The organism is Psychrobacter sp. HII-4, from assembly GCF_904846595.1.
Classification (GTDB): domain Bacteria; phylum Pseudomonadota; class Gammaproteobacteria; order Pseudomonadales; family Moraxellaceae; genus Psychrobacter; species Psychrobacter celer.
Map to the genome: position 1 here is coordinate 12,740 of NZ_CAJHBJ010000023.1, position 17,370 is coordinate 30,109.

The 17,370-nt window shown below is 48.5% G+C and carries 16 protein-coding genes; 7 read left to right on the forward strand and 9 right to left on the reverse strand.

Annotated elements, in window-relative coordinates:
* The first annotated feature begins 110 nt into the window (after positions 1-110).
* The 3 genes from clpX to JMX98_RS10225 all read left to right on the forward strand — a co-directional run bounded on the left by clpX (position 111) and on the right by JMX98_RS10225 (position 3,393).
* Complete coding sequence (gene clpX / locus JMX98_RS10215) at positions 111-1,382, forward strand: ATP-dependent protease ATP-binding subunit ClpX (protein WP_198336427.1); 1,272 nt, start codon at positions 111-113, stop codon at positions 1,380-1,382.
* A 321-nt stretch (positions 1,383-1,703) separates the two neighbouring features.
* Positions 1,704-2,717, forward strand: coding sequence for an SDR family NAD(P)-dependent oxidoreductase (locus JMX98_RS10220; RefSeq protein WP_227680127.1), 1,014 nt, complete (start codon positions 1,704-1,706; stop codon positions 2,715-2,717).
* 319 nt (positions 2,718-3,036) lie between these two features.
* Complete coding sequence (locus JMX98_RS10225; RefSeq protein WP_227680128.1) at positions 3,037-3,393, forward strand: c-type cytochrome; 357 nt, start codon at positions 3,037-3,039, stop codon at positions 3,391-3,393.
* Between the two features lie 99 nt (positions 3,394-3,492).
* Here JMX98_RS10225 and JMX98_RS10230 read toward each other — a convergent pair whose 3' ends face one another.
* The 3 genes from JMX98_RS10230 to argS form a co-directional block, all read right to left on the reverse strand.
* Positions 3,493-4,584 (reverse strand): PTS transporter subunit IIC, encoded by a 1,092-nt coding sequence (locus tag JMX98_RS10230; RefSeq protein WP_265089369.1) that lies wholly within the window; start codon positions 4,582-4,584, stop codon positions 3,493-3,495.
* Between the two features lie 243 nt (positions 4,585-4,827).
* The gene (locus tag JMX98_RS10235) at positions 4,828-5,649 is read right to left on the reverse strand and encodes an SPOR domain-containing protein (protein WP_201586359.1); all 822 of its coding nucleotides are present in this window, start codon (positions 5,647-5,649) and stop codon (positions 4,828-4,830) included.
* Between the two features lie 64 nt (positions 5,650-5,713).
* On the reverse strand, positions 5,714-7,543 hold the full coding sequence (gene argS / locus JMX98_RS10240; protein ID WP_201586360.1) for an arginine--tRNA ligase: 1,830 nt from the start codon (positions 7,541-7,543) through the stop codon (positions 5,714-5,716).
* A 478-nt stretch (positions 7,544-8,021) separates the two neighbouring features.
* On the opposite strand from argS, the gene JMX98_RS10245 reads away from it, so the two are divergent.
* Complete coding sequence (locus JMX98_RS10245) at positions 8,022-8,240, forward strand: DUF2788 domain-containing protein (protein ID WP_075102521.1); 219 nt, start codon at positions 8,022-8,024, stop codon at positions 8,238-8,240.
* An 81-nt stretch (positions 8,241-8,321) separates the two neighbouring features.
* Here the strand turns inward: JMX98_RS10245 and cmoB are convergent, their stop codons facing one another.
* Both cmoB and cmoA read right to left on the reverse strand, forming a co-directional pair.
* Positions 8,322-9,353 (reverse strand): tRNA 5-methoxyuridine(34)/uridine 5-oxyacetic acid(34) synthase CmoB, encoded by a 1,032-nt coding sequence (gene cmoB / locus JMX98_RS10250; protein ID WP_201586361.1) that lies wholly within the window; start codon positions 9,351-9,353, stop codon positions 8,322-8,324.
* 60 nt (positions 9,354-9,413) lie between these two features.
* Positions 9,414-10,190, reverse strand: coding sequence for a carboxy-S-adenosyl-L-methionine synthase CmoA (cmoA, locus tag JMX98_RS10255; protein ID WP_201586362.1), 777 nt, complete (start codon positions 10,188-10,190; stop codon positions 9,414-9,416).
* A 289-nt stretch (positions 10,191-10,479) separates the two neighbouring features.
* Here cmoA and msrA point away from each other — a divergent pair, with 289 nt between their 5' ends.
* The 3 genes from msrA to JMX98_RS10270 all read left to right on the forward strand — a co-directional run bounded on the left by msrA (position 10,480) and on the right by JMX98_RS10270 (position 13,039).
* A complete protein-coding gene (msrA, locus tag JMX98_RS10260) occupies positions 10,480-11,001 on the forward strand; it encodes a peptide-methionine (S)-S-oxide reductase MsrA (RefSeq protein WP_201586364.1) in 522 nt (173 codons plus the stop codon).
* 64 nt (positions 11,002-11,065) lie between these two features.
* The gene (locus tag JMX98_RS10265; RefSeq protein ID WP_201586366.1) at positions 11,066-11,332 is read left to right on the forward strand and encodes a DUF1499 domain-containing protein; all 267 of its coding nucleotides are present in this window, start codon (positions 11,066-11,068) and stop codon (positions 11,330-11,332) included.
* Between the two features lie 240 nt (positions 11,333-11,572).
* Entirely contained in the window at positions 11,573-13,039 is a 1,467-nt protein-coding gene (locus JMX98_RS10270; protein ID WP_201586368.1) for a lytic murein transglycosylase, read from the forward strand.
* A 174-nt stretch (positions 13,040-13,213) separates the two neighbouring features.
* On the opposite strand, the gene JMX98_RS10275 is transcribed toward JMX98_RS10270, so the two are convergent.
* The 4 genes from JMX98_RS10275 to JMX98_RS10290 form a co-directional block, all read right to left on the reverse strand.
* Positions 13,214-13,513: a hypothetical protein gene (locus JMX98_RS10275; protein WP_075102515.1), complete on the reverse strand. Its 300-nt coding sequence runs from the start codon at positions 13,511-13,513 to the stop codon at positions 13,214-13,216.
* A 317-nt stretch (positions 13,514-13,830) separates the two neighbouring features.
* Positions 13,831-14,859, reverse strand: coding sequence for a DUF4062 domain-containing protein (locus JMX98_RS10280; RefSeq protein ID WP_201586370.1), 1,029 nt, complete (start codon positions 14,857-14,859; stop codon positions 13,831-13,833).
* A gap of 186 nt (positions 14,860-15,045) precedes the next feature.
* Positions 15,046-16,095, reverse strand: a complete 1,050-nt coding sequence (murI, locus tag JMX98_RS10285) for a glutamate racemase (RefSeq protein ID WP_227680129.1) — start codon at positions 16,093-16,095, stop codon at positions 15,046-15,048.
* Positions 16,096-16,313: 218 nt separating this feature from the next.
* Positions 16,314-17,063, reverse strand: a complete 750-nt coding sequence (locus tag JMX98_RS10290) for a DUF1285 domain-containing protein (RefSeq protein ID WP_201586371.1) — start codon at positions 17,061-17,063, stop codon at positions 16,314-16,316.
* Positions 17,064-17,370 lie beyond the last annotated feature (307 nt).

Sequence of the window (17,370 nt, forward strand, 5' to 3'; positions counted from 1 at the left end):
CGCGATATGCGCAGCCATTTTGTTACATTTTATGCCTGAGCACTTGCTGTTTGGGCATTGATGGACATACTCAGAATACTTATAAGCTTTAAATTTTAGGAGCGCCTTTTATGGCAGAAGATAACACCCCACAGTGCTCATTTTGTGGCAAAGCCAAAAGTGACGTACAACAGCTCATTGCCTCTGACGACGCCAATATCTGTAATGAGTGCATCGAGCTATGTACCGACTTAATCGCAGACAGCGCCGAGCAGAGCGACGATAGCGATATTGACACCTCGTGGGTCAATAAAAAACTACCAACGCCAAAAGAGATACGTGCCAAGCTTGATCAATATGTCATCGGGCAGGACGCGGCCAAAAAAGCCTTGGCGGTGGCGGTTTATAACCATTATAAACGACTAAAAGTCAGCCAGACTTTGGCCAATGACAACAAAACAGCCAAGATTGGCGCTGATGATGCCATGGTTGAATTGGCAAAAAGCAATATCTTGCTGATTGGCCCGACCGGCTCTGGTAAGACACTACTCGCGCAAACCTTAGCGCGCCTGCTCGACGTGCCTTTTGCCATGGCCGACGCCACTACCTTGACCGAAGCAGGCTACGTCGGTGAAGACGTCGAAAACATCGTGCAAAAACTACTGCAAGCGGCTGACTATGATGTGAGCAAAGCTGAGCAAGGTATCATTTATATCGATGAGATTGATAAAATCAGCAAAAAAGGCGACAACCCGTCTATCACGCGCGATGTATCGGGCGAAGGTGTACAGCAAGCCCTGCTCAAGCTCATCGAAGGTACAGTTGCTGCTATCCCGCCTCATGGTGGCCGTAAGCATCCACAGCAAGAGCTGATCCAAGTCGATACCAGCAACATCCTCATCATCGTTGGTGGTGCGTTCGCTGGCCTCGACCAAGTGATTCAGCAGCGTACCGAAAAGGGCGGTATCGGTTTCAATGCGGATGTCAGCTCAAAAGACGACAGCCGCCGTAGCTCAGATTTGCTTCAGCAAGTCGAGCCTGAGGATTTGATTAAGTTTGGTTTGATTCCTGAGCTGATCGGTCGTCTGCCGGTACTGGCCGCGCTCGAAGAGCTGGATGAAGAAGCGCTGGTGCAAATCTTGACCGAGCCAAAAAACGCGCTGGTCAAACAGTACAAGTATTTGTTTGATATGGAAGGCGCTGAGATTGAGTTTACCAAAGAAGCCCTCGATGCCATCGCCAAAAAAGCCATGGAGCGCAAAACAGGCGCGCGTGGTCTGCGCTCTATCGTAGAAAACGCCTTGCTAGAAACCATGTATGAGCTACCATCGATGAAAAACGCCAAAACCGTGATGGTCGATGAGTCGGTCATCAATGAAGGCAAAACGCCTAAAATTGCTTAATCTGAGCATGACCAAAGATAGCAGGACAAATGGTAGGCTATCTTGACAATAATCCTAAAAAAAAAGCGTCTGGCAGCAGTGCTCAGGCGCTTTTTTGTGTCCGCTCGTCTGTATGCATAAATATATATGCCCAAGCGCACAAAAGGCGTATAAAAAATCCATAAAAAATGACAGTGGCGTTTATCAAACCTTGTCAGGGAGACGCATAAATCATGCTAAGGTAGATTATCCATCTAAACCCGTATCTTTGGTAGCGATAGCGCGCCTGCGACATGCGGTTTAGATACCCACCAGGATGATGATGACAAAGGATTGTTTATTATGCGCAACCACATGGCCACTATGGCAAGCTCGCTACGCCGCCACCTTCCTATCGCCTCTCAACAAAATCACGACATCGCGCCATATTATCGCGATCATGTCGCTGCTATCACGGGCGCAGGCTCTGGTATGGGGCGTGAGCTGGCCATTCATTTGGCAAAAATGGGCTGTCACCTTGCTCTATCTGATATCAATCCTGAGCAGCTGGCGCAGACCAAGGCGCTGCTCATCGGCTACGATATCGACGCTTGCACCACAGTACTTGATGTCTCAGACCAAAAAGCCGTCGCAACCTGGGCAGAGGCGGTGATGAATGAGCATGGCAAAGTCAATTTTATCTTTAACAATGCAGGCGTGGCGCTGTATTCTACCGTAGAAGGCAGTAGTATCAGCGAGCTTGAATGGGTGATGGATATTAATTTTTGGGGTGTGGTCTATGGCACCAAGGCGTTTTTGCCTTTGATTAAAAATAGTGTCAAAGCCACTGAAACGGACAATAGCAATCACACAGACAAAAACGCCCGCCAGTTTTCTGAGCATGGTCATATTGTCAATATCTCCAGTCTCTTTGGACTGACCGCCCAGCCCTCACAATCTGCCTATAACGCCAGCAAGTTTGCAGTGCGCGGCTTTACCGAAAGCTTGCGCCAAGAGCTCGATATCCAGCGCTGCGGCGTATCAGCGACCTGTATCCATCCAGGTGGTATCAAAACCAACATTGCCAATAGTGCACGCGGTAATGACAGCATCAATGACATCGGCATGCGTACTGGCCCCAAAGCCATCAGAAGTTTTAATAAGTTTTTGAAGTTCGATGCCAGTGAAGCCGCTTGGCTTATTTTGCAGGCGGCCGCGACCAACCAGCGCCGCTGCCTGATTGGCAACGATGCCAAAATGATCGATGCCGTACAGCGTATCTTTCCCTCGGCATATAGCCAGATACTAAACGACGCCAACAAACTCTCACGTAAGCTCAAACCGCGACGTGCCAAAAAACCCAATCATGGCAGATAACTTTTTCTTGTTCTATCTTGAGTCGCCTCACTATAAAACAGACACAGCACAACTGAGGGCAGTTTTGCATCGCTTCTGGCGGCGTAGGCGCAGCAATCAAAATTGACACTCATCGCATATGAGACAGTTACCTACTGGTTTTACTTAGAATTGACACAAAAAGGCGCTTAACCCATGTGTGGTTAAGCGCCTTTTTTCGATTTATCGCTCGCGTCCACTCGCTACAAGAACGGGGCAATGGCTGCTTTCAGCGTTCGATGAACGGCACGCCACTGGATCTAGATTCAGTGGAGATGAATGCCTTTATCTCTTATATGACATGGCTATCACAAGATATGCCGATTGGGTATCGCCAGAAGGCCGTGGGTTTGTCAAGGTCGACAACACGCTGACCCCAGACCCCGTCAAAGGCAAGGAGATATTTGCCAAGACCTGTAGCACCTGTCATGGTGACAATGGTGGAGGTCAATACAATGACGACGGCGCAGGTATGGCGCGTACCTATAAGGCAGCAGCTTTTGTGAAAGGTAAAATTCCGTTTGGTCAAGGCAATACCCTAACCGATCAAGAAGCCATCGATGTGGCCAGCTACTTCACCCACTTGCCGCGCCCCGTCAAAGCCAACAAAGACAAAGATTGGCCAAAAGGCGGCGCGCCGGTTGATGTACGCCGTTAGCAAAGGTCAGTGGTTTAGACAATAAAAACACTCAGATAAAAAGCCCAGCTATAAATACACTGGGCTTTTTTGCGGTATGCATAACCATCATAGTAATACTTAAGGTAGCTTCATATCACCTTCTACCAGCCAGCCCATACGCCGCATCACATAAGCGACAACACCGGCAATCACGGCTGGCAGCACAAACATCAATAACACAATCGCCGTCCATAGCTGTGCGGTGCTCATCAGTCCTTGCGAGGCCTCGATAACGCCAAATACCCCGACCAACCCCGCCGTCCCCATGCCAGCGCCAGTTGCGGTACATGCCAGCCCAAAGCCGACGGTCGCAATAGGGCCGACGATGGCGCTTGCGATGACCGCAGGCAATAGCACCAATGGTTTTTTTAGTACATTGGGAATCTGTAGCATACTGGTGCCAAGCCCCTGAGAGATCACCCCGCTCATGCCGTTGTCCTTAAAGCTCGCTACCGCAAAGCCGATCATGTGCGCCGCACAGCCCACCACTGCCGCACCGCCTGCCAGCCCGCCAAGCCCGATAGCAATACAGATGGCAGCGCTGGAGGTGGGAAGTGTCAGCAAAATCCCCACCACCACAGCTATCACCACCCCCATCAATAACGGCTGCAGCTCAGTAGCTGCTTGGATACCTTGTCCAATAGCGCTGACGGCAGCGACGATGGGCGGATTAAGTAGGGCACAAACCAGCAACGCCGCACTACATACCACCAATGGCACCAACAAAATATCAAGTTTGGTTTTACCTGCGACCCACGTACCAGCACGATACGCAAATACCGATGTCAAATACGCGCCAATCGGATTGCCTGGTATGGCGACAAAAGTCGCAGGTGCGCCTACCTGAGCGGTAAATAGCGTCCCTGCCATTAGCGCCTCGGAGTGGGCACCGAGCATACCAGCGACCAAGCAACTGAGCATCACCAGCGTCGGTGCTTTTAGATAGTATGCAATACCCACGCCGATACCCGCCCCCATCATGACTGAAGCCAGCTTGCCGACAGCCACCAGTGCTGGCAAATTTAACCAACCACCGATTTGCGAGATAATAAGACCAGCTATCAAGGTGACAAACAAGCCCAACGCCATGCCAGTAAAAGCATCAATAAAATATTTTTGAAAAAAAGCCTTAATGACACCGTGGGGTGCTACTGCGTGCGATACAGTCATAGCCATGCTCTTTGTAAGTTTTGGAGATAAATTGTGGTCAAATAAGGAAAATAGCGCCGTTCATATCGGGATATTGACCAGCTATTTGACGATGGTTGGCAAAATTTAGCCATTTTTAGCCCATTTAGATAACTATCGAGTGAATTGAAAACACGCCCTAAAATAAACGATAAAAAAGGCGTCGCTCGTACCAGTAAGCGACGCCTTTGTTTATAAACGAATCATCCTCCTAAGCTGCCGATGCTAGCGGCGCTGCTCGACGATGATAGAGTCGATGCCGTTATTTTGTAGGCGCTGCTGGGCGCTGGTCACCGCTTGACGATTATTCATCGGCCGTGAGATGACCTGATAGATGGGCAAGCCATTACCTGTGGTGTTTTTTACCACTCTTGCATCGACACCTGCCATCAGTACTTGGGCGCGGCGACGATCTGCTTCATCAGCATCACCAAAGCTATTGATCTGCAAAATGTAGGTGGCTGCCGGTTTGGCGGCCTGTACGCTAGCGGTTCCGGCACCTGAGTTATTGCTACGGTTAGCGCCATTACTATTGCTAGTAGGCGCAGGGCCATCGTAAGTGGCGTCTTCTTCGACAATGACAATCTCATCACTGTTTTCGCCAGTGGCCGCGCCATTGCCTTGATTAGGCGCTGTCACTGTGCCATCCGCGATACCGATATTATCTGACTCATCATCACGGCTGGCGCTACTATCCTGCGGCTGAGTGACGACCACATCCGGCTCAAAGGCATTGATATCGCCTATTGCGCCGTTGCCCACCTCGGCGATGTCTTCATCAGGAATCGTCGCCATTTCTTGACTGGGCAATATGTCATAAAACTCATAATCAGCATTATCCGTGTCGGTATCGACACGCGGCTGTACCTGACGGTCTGGGTCATCGCCGGCGGCACTATCTGCTGGACTAAAATCAAACAATGGCGAGAGGTAGATAAACACCCCAATCATCAAGGTCAGTATCGCCCCGACGAACATCCATAATAAGCCTGACACACTACTGGTTTTGCGCTTTTCGGTCGCGCCTTTAGGTTTTTTGGCTAGCATGGATCTGGTTCTCCCTACTGAATCTAACTATCATTAAATTACGCTTATCGGCCGTCTCTTTATACTACATGCTAGACGGGGCAGACAACCCTAACAAATTAAGTCCGTTGGACAATACTTGACGCACCGCTTTTGACAACCGTAGACGCGCCTGCATCAATGCCATCTCATCAGTGCTCGGTGTCTGACCTGATGTCAAGCTCACCGGCAAGATGCGGTTGCTGTCGTACCAGCCATGAAACAGTGCGGCCAGCTCTTTTAGATAATTGGTCAAGACGTGCGGCTCGTAGCCGGTTGCCGCGCGCGCCAAGGTCGCAGGATAGCCTGCTAGCAGCTTGATCAATTCATCTTCATTAGGAGCGCTTAGCCTCGTTTGCTGCGCTTGACCGATGGCATCATCTATCACAAAGCCACTGTTTTCAAGCTTCTCTAACACGCGGCAGACACGCGCATGCGCGTACTGAATGTAATAGACTTGGTTGTCTTTACTTTGCGACTTGGCCAGCTCCAGATCAAAGTCCACATGCACTTCAGGCTTACGCGCCACATAATAAAAACGCGCCGCATCGTTACCCACCTCAGAGCGCAGCTCGCGCAAGGTGACAAATTTGCCTGAGCGTGACGACATTTGTACTTTTTCACTACCGCGCCATAAGGCCACAAACTGTACCAATACCACATCGAGGCGCGCCTCATCGATGCCAAGCGCAGTCAGCGCCGCTTTTACCCGCGGGACATAACCGTGGTGGTCTGCGCCCCAGACGTTGATGACTTTATCAAAGCCGCGGTCAAACTTGTTTTTGTGATAAGCAATATCAGAGGCAAAGTACGTCGTTTGCCCATTGGCGCGGCGTACCACGCGGTCTTTTTCGTCACCAAAATCGGTCGATTTAAACCAAATATTGCCATCTTTTTCATACAGATAGCCTTTGTCGTCTAGTATCTGTAAGACAGGTTCGATCTCGCTATCGATTGAGCGCTCGCTAAACCAGCACTCATAACGCACCCCAAAGTCATTTAAATCATCTTTGATATCCGCCAAGATACTGCTCAGCGCAGCGTCTAAAAACAGCTCATAACCCTCGCCTAGCAAGGATTTACTATTGGCAATCAAGCCATCGATATGAGCTTCTTTGTCGCCTGATACCAGTGTTTTTTCGCCATCGGCATTGGTATCAAAGATAGCATCTGCTGGTACGTCTTTGGCGACGTCAGCGAAAGGATGAACGTAGCTGTCACCATGCTGCACCTTTAGAGTCTGTGCGATATCTCGGACATACTCACCTTGATAGCCATTGACCGGAAAGGTCACCTGCTCGCCGTTGATCTGCAAATAACGCAAGTAGGTGCTGGTTGCCAAAATATCCATTTGGCGACCGGCATCATTGACGTAGTATTCACGCGTGACATCATACCCCACCGCCTCTAGCAAATTGGCGACGCTCATACCGAACGCTGCGCCGCGGCCATGACCGACATGCAAGCTTGAGGTTGGGTTGGCAGAGACAAACTCGACTTGGATTTTTTGCCCGGCAAATTGCTCGCTTAGACCAAAGCGGTCTTGTAGCTCAAAGATATCTGCTAATACTGCAAACTTGGCATCGCTGTTCAAAAACACATTGATAAAACCAGGGCCGGCGATTTCGACTTGGCGAATGTCTTGATTATCAGGCAACGCGGTGACGATTTTTTCAGCCAGCATACGCGGATTGCTCTTGGCTGCTTTGGCTGCTGTCAGCGCGATGTTACTGGCAAAATCACCATGGCTCAAATCCTTGGTACGGGTGATCTGGCTATTGTTTTTCCAATCAGCAGGCAAGATGTCTTGCGCCTGTAAGGTTTGAACAGCTTGGTCAAATAATGCGGTTAAGGTATCGATTTGGGCTTGTGACATAGGGTATAAACTCAGTTAAATAAACAACAAAAACGGTATGAAACATGACGAATGCGAGCAGTCGATATGGGATTATTATAATAGCGACAGGCTATGCAAAAGAGGCATTAGTACTAAAAAACAAGTAACCTATAAATATAACAATCTTTGTGCTGTATTGCACTATTTACGATAAAATTAGTGTCAAAATACAACACTTTAAGCCCAATTTGCCCCTCAGTATTGGCTATCTGATAAAGACGGCGCGCGCCGCGCTAAGCGTGGCACAACACCGAGCATTATGATTGTAGCGTTACTGTTGTCCAAGGCTTTGCGGTAGTTTATACCCAGTACATTACACGCTATAATGACGGTTTGTCTTGCTGTCTTGCTGTAGTGAGGCAATACGCCCCATTGCAGCCGAGTCGCCTGCCATTATCCAGACGATAAAATAATAAAGACAATCAAACAACGCGTTACCACTTTATAGGACTATCTTATGTTTGCTATTGCTGCTAGTACCATCACCAGCTGGGGGTTGTACGTCTTACTACCAATATTTATCGCCTTTTTATTTTTTATTATGTGGGACATCTCTAAAAAATCTGAGGCTGGACGCGCTGGGACGTTTTGGATCTTTTTGGCACTGGGTGCTGGGTTTGTGGGCTTTTTACTCAAGCTCTTACTAGAGGTCGCCTTTGAGAGATGGTTGATCTAACCAATGCTCTAGGGTCCTTAATTCAACCGACAGTCATCCAAATGGGTTCGAAGCGGCTAAACACTGCACTGTTTTACTGTGCTATTTTTTGGCAATAATGGTCGCGCGCATCGGGGCAGGATAGCCTTCTACAGTTTTTGTTCGGTCATTAGGATCTAAAAAATCTGCTAAAGAGTGATACGTCATCCATTCGGTTTGGCGCTGCTCATTGGTCGAAGTCGTGGCCACATCGACGCAGCGCACGTCTGTAAACCCTGCTTTTTCAAGCCAGACGATTAACGCTGCAACAGAGGGTAAAAAGTACACATTATTCATCTGCGCATAGCGGTCATGCGGCACCAGTACAGTATTGGCATCGCCTTCGATTACCAACGTCTCAAGCACCAGCTCGCCGCCTCTGACCAGCTGCCCCTTTAGCTGTTGCAAATGCTCAAAGGGTGACTGACGATGATAGAGCACCCCCATACTAAACACCGTATCAAATAGCTGACTATGCTCAGGTAAGGCTTCGAGTGGGACGGGGATATAATGCGTTTTATACCTATCAGCCGCGCCGACAAAATGCCGAATCGCCATAAACTGATGATAAAACAAGCAAGAGGGATCGATGATAATGACCGTCTCCGCGCCAGCCCCTGCCATACGCCAGCCATGATACCCAGAGCCGCCGCCGACATCGAGCACGCGCCGTCCTTTTAAGGTGCCCAAATGCGGCGCAACTCGCTGCCATTTCCAGTCACTGTGCCACTCGGTATCGATCTTGATACCTGACGCATCATCGCCGATTTGACCACCGATCTGAAACGGCCCTTTGCGCCACGGCATCAGCTGCTTTAATAGCGCCGTTGTTTGCTTGCGCTGCGAGTCACTCAGATTTGCCTCAATGGTCAACACATCAGTGTCTAGATGAACAGCATCGACGACCAATTCTGGCAAACGCGCCACCGACGCCTGATAAGCCGGCGCGTGCGCATAGTTGGCTTTGTCTTTGATGGCACCCAGCCATGTTGGCAACTGGGTCAGCCACTCATAAGCCGTCGGCTGCTGCTGCGCAAGTGTTAGCAAGGTCAAATACAGCTCACGTTTGGCGCGCAAGATAGTGTCATTAAGCATAAAAGCGAATTACCATGTGGATCAAAAAGTAAGGTTAAAAATTGCGTCCTCAAAGAAAGGCTATTTAAACGCCACAATCGAGACAAAGTTCAAAAACTGAAACCACGTCAGATGCCGCGCAAAACCCACCTTATCCAAACGCTGATGGTGCCCGTCTAAGGTATCGGTGATAAGGACGTTTTCTAGCGCATTACGCTTGCCGCTGATTTCCATCTCGGTATAGCCATTAGCTCGCTTAAAGTCATAATAGCGCTCAACCAGCCACGCATCATACTGCTCATCAAACGCATGGGTTTTTTCAGTCAACACCAATATACCGCCCTCGCTCAGTGCATTATAGATATTCTCTAACACCGCCACTCTATCGGCGGCTGGCAAAAACTGTAGCGTTAAATTCAAAATCACCATATCGCATGGCTCAAGTGTCACATCGCGGATATCGGCGGTGACGACTTCGATATCGTGCTCAGGATAGTTATCATTGAGCACAGTTGCCGCTTTTGTGGTCATCGCAGGCGAGATATCTATCGCTTTAATCTGTAAATCCTGCGGCGCAAATTCCCCAGCCAACGCCATGCTAGCTGCACCGAGTGAGCAGCCCAAATCATACACACGGCTGACACGGCGGCCATCATTACCTTGCTGACGGTACTTGCAATGACGCCGAGCAAAGATAGGCAACATCGCCAGCACTTGACCATAACCTGGTACACTACGGCGAATCATATCTGGAAAACACGCCACCACCTGCTCATCAAAAGAAAAGCGCGCCGCTTTATCGAGAGGTGTGGTAAATAAGGTGTCATGCTTGATAGTGGCAGGATTGGATTGGCTCATGGGGCGACTCGTTTCGATAATAGCAAAAGCCCATTATAACATTACTGTTTGTTACTTATCGCCATCAGATGCCCTGCTAAGCTAAATAGGTCACGCTAAGGGCAATCAATTGATGATTGAAGCAGTCGTTAAACTAACCGTGTCATTGAGTTGATAGAGCCTTTAAGCAGGTCGTTGAAAGTTGAAAAATGACCGTCTGCGACCAATATTTACACCAGTAGCGCTATGTCACTTTTAGAATGAAGTGATTATATAACCTGATCATCTCTTTATAATAATAGGAAAAATTATGCAAACCATTATCTTAGGCGGTGGCTGCTTTTGGTGCACCGAATCAGTCTTTTTGTCCGTAAAAGGGGTATCGTCCGTGACCTCAGGCTATATGGGCGGCGATGCAGTATCGGCCAATTATGAGGCCGTCTGTAGCGGCACCACAGGTCATGTGGAGGTTATCAAAGTCGATTTTGATGACACTGTTGTCCCTCTGGAGGTGATACTTGATGTGTTTTTTGCCACTCACGACCCCACAACCAAAGATCGTCAAGGCAATGATGTCGGCAGTCAATATCGTAGCGTGGTGTTCTATACAGACGATGAGCAAAAACCAACCGTCGATCGCACCATCAACAAACTGCGCGATATGGGCATCAACGTCGTCACAGAAGTCCATCCTGCTATGACGTTCTATAAGGCTGAAGAGTCGCACCAAGACTTTTTTAATAGAAACCCAGGCCAAGCCTACTGCAACTTTGCCATCCCACCCAAACTTGCCAAACTGCGAAAAGAGTTTAGCGAATATATGGTCAATTAACTGGCGCGCCATCACGGGTGCATCATTCGGCTAAAGGCCAGCTGGTAGGACGTACCGTCACGCTATGCGCCGCAGTTATTACTCACGCTTATTTACGATCAAGATAAAGGAGCTGGTGGTGATAGACGCAGACACCGGTATTGTGGAGGCGACAGATACGACGCCTTGGTTTGGTTTTCAGGACGATGTGGTGATACGTGTCGCCGATGCAGGTAGCAAGCGGCTGGTCGATATTCGTAGTAAATCACGAATTGGTGGCAGCGACTTGGGCGAAAATGCTGAGCGTATTCGTCGTTTTATCAAAGAGCTGGATAAGATTTTAGAGTCGTAGCGACATCCTTTAGAAGCTTGGCACGCAGCAAAAACCGCTTGCAACCTCACGCCTACGTCAATTTATAGTAACAGGGTGCTGCGACCGCTTTTCTTTATTATGCAGATTGGTTACTCTAAGTAAATATGACGATTTTGCACTTTATGCTGTTTTATTGATCGCTCTTATTTATAACCATTACTTATCATCACGTCCCATCACCATTTCTCATAATAATTTTGATGTTTATAGGATATTTTCATGCGTTTGACTCCTCTTTCGACCCTATCCATGCTGGCTGCGGCTATCGGTCTGAGCTTTGCCAGCACTGCCCAAGCGGCCAAACCACCAGCGCCAGACTTGTCCAATAGCGAGTTTCAGCAGTGTCTAGATAGGTTAAAAGGCTCTAGTAAGTTTCGCGGCGTAGACAGCTTTACTTTCAACAACTATCGCCCAGCTCAGCCTGACCCTAGCGTTATTCAGTCGCTTAACTATCAGCCCGAGTTTCAAAAAGATGTCTGGGATTATCTATCGGCGCTGGTGGACAAAGAGCGCGTCGAAGATGGTATTCGTGCCAAGCACCAATGGCGTGATACGCTGCGCCAAATCGAATCGCGCTATGGCGTAAAAGCCGAGCACGTCCTTGGCGTCTGGGGCGTGGAGTCCAACTTTGGTCAGACACTGGGTAAAAAACCGCTATTTGAAGCCTTAGCGACTCTCTCCTGCTTTGATCGTCGCCAAAGCTACTTTCAGGGGGAGTTTGCCAACGCGCTCAAAATCGTCCAACGCGGTGATATCGCACCAAACGACATGACAGGCTCGTGGGCTGGCGCCTTTGGGCAAACGCAGTTTATGCCGAGCACCTTTTTGGAGCTGGCCGTCGACTTTGATGGCGATGGTCGCCGCGACCTCGTCAATAGCGTCCCTGATGCACTAGCCTCTACCGCCAACTTTCTGGACAACCGTGGCTATCGTACAGGGGAGCCGTGGGGTTATGAAGTCAAACTCCCTGATGGCTACTGGGCGGCGTCCAACCGTAAAAACAAGAAATCTATGAGTCACTGGCGCAGCCAAGGTCTGACATTGGCAAATGGTAGCCCGCTGCCCTATGATTTGAGTAGTGCAGGACTGCTATTACCAGCTGGTATAGAAGGGCCGGCGTTTTTGGTTGGTAAAAACTTTGACACCTTTTACTCGTATAACGCGTCAGAAAACTACGCATTGGCCATCGCGCACTTGTCAGATCTGATCACGCGCGAAGACAGCAGCAAGACAGATTTTATCACTGCGTGGCCCACAGATGACCCAGGTATCAGTCGCCAACAAGCCAAAGACATCCAGCAAGCACTGCTCGATGCTGGCTATGATATTGGCGGCGTCGACGGCATCATCGGTGATAACACTCGTACGGCGATTCAGCAATACCAGACCAGTCACGGTATCTTCCCAGCTGATGGCCGTGCAGGGCAAAAATTTTATCGTGCTATCGTTGGCAGTGCGGCCCCAAGCCCGCGCTCGTATGGTCACCCATACTCTCAGCCCGCCAATAGCCAACCCCTAAACCCAGCACCCGCCGATCGTATGGGGCAATTGATCCAGCAGCAGACCACCGCGCCAAGCGCTTACTCTCAGTCGCCGCAGCCCTCTACGTCTAGCAACCCGCGCTATCGCCGCGTGATCGGCAGCGACGGTACTATCAAGCTGGTACGTATTGATGAAGGCTCATAACCGCTAGGTTTTATCGCTCTCCCCCTGACAGCAAAAAGGCCACGCTATAGCTAGCGTGGCCTTTCTATGTATTTTAAGACGAGACCTTTAGGACGATACATTTAACAGATAAGTCTTTAGCCTTGGCCTTTTGACAAACCTACGTTTTGATCCTTTGCTCATAGTGACGCGGTGTTATACGATAGGCGGCGGATTGGGCTTACCATTGTCGCCATCCCAGTTTTCCCGTGCCTTGTCGTCTAGGTCAGCAGGGGTTTTTGGCTCCCATTTGCCATTTTCTTTCCACGTCTCATCACCCCAATCCGCATCTTCTTCTTTTCTATCCAAGTCTTTGTAGGCTTGGCTAGGGTCGATGCCGCGGCGCTTCATGTCGGCAACTTGCTCTTCTAGGGTGCGAAACTGATCGGCATCATGCATGGCTTTTTCTAAGCCGTCGATTTCATGGTTGCGCTCATCATATTTAGAGTTGCTCATGTCTACTCTCCTTAATTATTCAGTGATCGTCAATGATACGTATCTCAGCGCTATTGTATGATGTGTTATCGTTTTAGTGATTTTGTTCTTTAGTCATTTCGTTCATGGCCTTCGGCTATCGACTGAACGTGCGCTGACTCATGATTCTTATTATCACCAGTCCTGCTCAGATTCACAACCTCTGCCACGTATGCTTTGTATTACAAAACGTAGTCGCGCGCGCAGATGCTTGCGGTATATCTGCTCGAGACAGCTACTGCTGGAGGACTACTGAGAAAAGTAAACCAATAAAGAAGAGAAAATTTAAAAAAAATAGATTAAGACTGAGACGGGGTGTTTTTTAACAAGTTTTTTGCATAAAAAGTCAGCTTCCATAGCTCCTGCGATACCCGTGTGCCATAGGTGGTCAGCTGTATCCAATTGGCACTGACCAGCTGACGCTGCAAGACGTTTAAGTCGTCTTGCGATATCTGACAGCGCGCAACCGCGTGGACATTTGGCATGTCTTGCTTGACGTCTGCTTCAGCTTTTGATGCTATCAGCCGGTTGATGGCGGTTTGTAAACCATAGCTAGAGAACGTCGAGGGGATTTTTGATAAGGCGCTCAGTACCTCTTGCCATGTCAGCGTCATCGGCCGTGTCACATCTGTCAGGTTACCCCCTGCATAGGCTTGCGCACTATAGGAGATATCAAAGGACTCTGTCAAAACGATGGGGTTACTGACATTATCTTCTGCAAAGCTGGCTTTGGGCTGCTCATGACGGTAGGCAAGATTATGTTGGGTCAAGCTGTTTTGGTTGATGGCTTTTTTGGCGGACAGCCGCTCAGCGGGTTTTTGCATAGTAGCTTGTTTGCTAAACTCAATGACCTCGTCACTGGCCTTTATCCAGCCGCCCGTGACTTTATGTGCAACAATGATGGTGTGATAGGCTTCTACCAGCAGGCTTTCGATTTCATCAGCGTTGTCATAGTAGTATATGCGATTGTCTTGCTTGGTCACTGCGTTGATAAATTCTTGTAACTGGCGGCTGATAACGCTGTCTGGCGGCTGGTTTTTGATTAAGACCAGTAAAGGCTTGAGCTTGGCTTTGGCATTTAGATAGCTCAAATGCATTTGGCTGACGCCGGTTTTTTGTGCGGTGCCATAGCTATCACCGATTACCATCAACGCATAGTCGCAGGAGTCGATGCATTGGCGCCCATATAACGATGCCTTTGACAGTTGGCTTGACACATCATAAGTCAAAAAAGCGCGGGCCTGAAAAAATATCGCTAGGTTATCCAATACCAGCAATTGATCATTATCAGCGCATATGACGTGGATATGATAGCGACGGTTTGGCACAATCACCTCTAAGCTTCAGTCATGACATAAGTAACGAGCAGATAAAATAAAGCACAAATATCTTGTTTTGCACAGACTAGCATAAACTTATAGAAATGGAATTATTTTATTTCGACTATAGCAGTTTCATCGTCATATAGGCGCGCCTGACACTCAAACCGCTGATCAGAAAAACCATGATAGCACTTATTTAGAAGCGTATTGCAAAACGGTCTCTTGTCCGACCAATTGTTTTATCAAAGCGCCCAACGTATCGTTATATTTGCTGGCATAAAAAGTCAACGGCAGTCGAATACTAGGCGATATTTGATGGTTTGTCGCTATCGCTCGGTGAGCATTGTTGTCATTCTCGCCATCATCATTGCAATATTCATTGATATGGTTATTACCATTGCCTTTAATATTAGCACTTGCCAATAGCTGATTGCTCAGTAGCAGCTGCTTGACCCGCTCTGCAATCGCCTGTCCTGAGTCCAATACCTGTATCGATAACTGCTGGCGCGCAATTTCCTCCAACAAGAAACCCTTAAAAAACGGATAATGCGTGCACCCAAGGACCAACTGATCGATACCAGCTTGCGCGAAGACCGTGAGCTGCTGACGTAAACGCCGCGCGGTCTCGTCCGCCTCTGGCATGCCCGCCTCCACCCATGGCACTAGTAGAGGGTCAAAGTACTTAGTCACTTCTACATTATTGGGCAGGGCAAACGCATCGATAACCTTGTTTAGTAACGCACCATTTAAGGTCGCCTTAGTCGCTAGCACCGCCACGCGATGGGTATTGCTGGCCAGTACCGCCGGTTTTAATGCTGGCACCAATCCCACAATAGGCAGCTGCGGATAACAACGCCTAGCCGTCTCTAGCGCATAGGCAGAGGCACTGTTGCAAGCGATAACGATAAGTTTGCAGCCTTGCTGATACAGCCACTCGATCGCTCTTAATGTCAGCCTCTCAATATCGGTGCTGTCGCGATTACCATAAGGGACATGTAGCGTATCGGCATAATAGACATAGCGCTCAGCAGGCAGCTGCTCGGCCAGATGCAGATACACAGACAGACCGCCTACCCCCGAGTCAAATAAGCCTATCGGTGCGTTTGGGTCGGCATGATAAGTCGTTGCCTCAGCTGCCACCTCATGAGCAGCAGCCTGCCAGATAGCCGCTGTCTTCATGTGTTTGGCTAGCACAGCCTCAGGATGTGCCCTATCCACGTTTAGCGCGTCATTTTTGCTCATACCCTTCATGGCTGTACTGTCGTTTTTTTGGTCATATTAGTATCTTTATACTACTGATTGCGTGACTTGTCGGTAGTCAATCAAACTGCTACACATATCCTGTCACGCTTTGCTATTTATTGTTTGTGCTGCAAAGTAGCAATAGCTTAAGGCCTTGATAGCTTAAGTTATTGCTACTTTGATTGGTACATTAATTGGTACGTTAAAACATTGATATGTTAAGGCATCGATAACTGATAGCGTTGCCCACCACTTTGTAAGGTTAATATCGTCTCGCCGTTTTGCTCTGTCAGCTCACCAATTTCAGCCAAATGATAAAACGTATTGCGGCCGATCAGCGCCATCAAGCCCTGTCTGACGAGCATATACGGACGTATTTGCTGCTCCACTGCTTGTTGCTGATGGTCTTTGGCGTTTTGTGCATTATTGGCTTGAGCGCTGCTGGCCTGAGGCTGACTCTCGGCATGCTTGTCTGATACATTAGGATTATACACCTTTAAGACGATTTTGTGCTCGTCATCTAGGCGAACGACATCGCCTGTGGTCGTGGTAAACTCCAACCAGCGCAGGCCTGCTTCCTCGACGATACCTACATCGTTGATCAATAACGGCGCATCTTCAACTTGAATACGAATTTTTTGTACAGGCGTCTTTAAAAAGTACTCTGTTTTGCCCTGATTTTCTTCTTTCCACAAAATCGTGGCAAACAGACTCACCAATGACTCTCTGGTCATTTTCCCGCCTTCATGCCACCACTCGCCATTTGCCTTGATCACCAAATCCATATCCGTCACTTGCTCAGGATGCCAGCGCTCTAGGGGCGGTATGGCTCGCCCCTCGCGCGTCCCAGCAGTGGTCTTTAGATACTGGCTCAATGCGTCCATACTATTTAGGTCTGATGGCACGTCGTTTGGGGCTTGTGGCGTATCGTTTTGGTGTTTATTGGCTTGCTTGTCGTGGCTATCCATCTTATGATTTCCTATCTAGTATGCAAAGTTTGGCAAATCTATTATGACTATAAATTTTAGTTTCAGGTATGATGAATCTTTGTCGTCAATCACTCATCATAATTAGCTCATTATTTTAATTTTACCTTAACATCGATACTCACAAATGCGTATCGTGTTTGTAGGACTTTTCTTTTATAATAAGTAACGATTTTTCATTTACGTGTTTTTATTTACATGGTTAAGTGGGTGCTGTATCGCTGTATCAATGAGGCGTTTTTTAAGGTGTTGATATCTTTGCATAAATGGTTTGTCGCAAAGAGCCCAG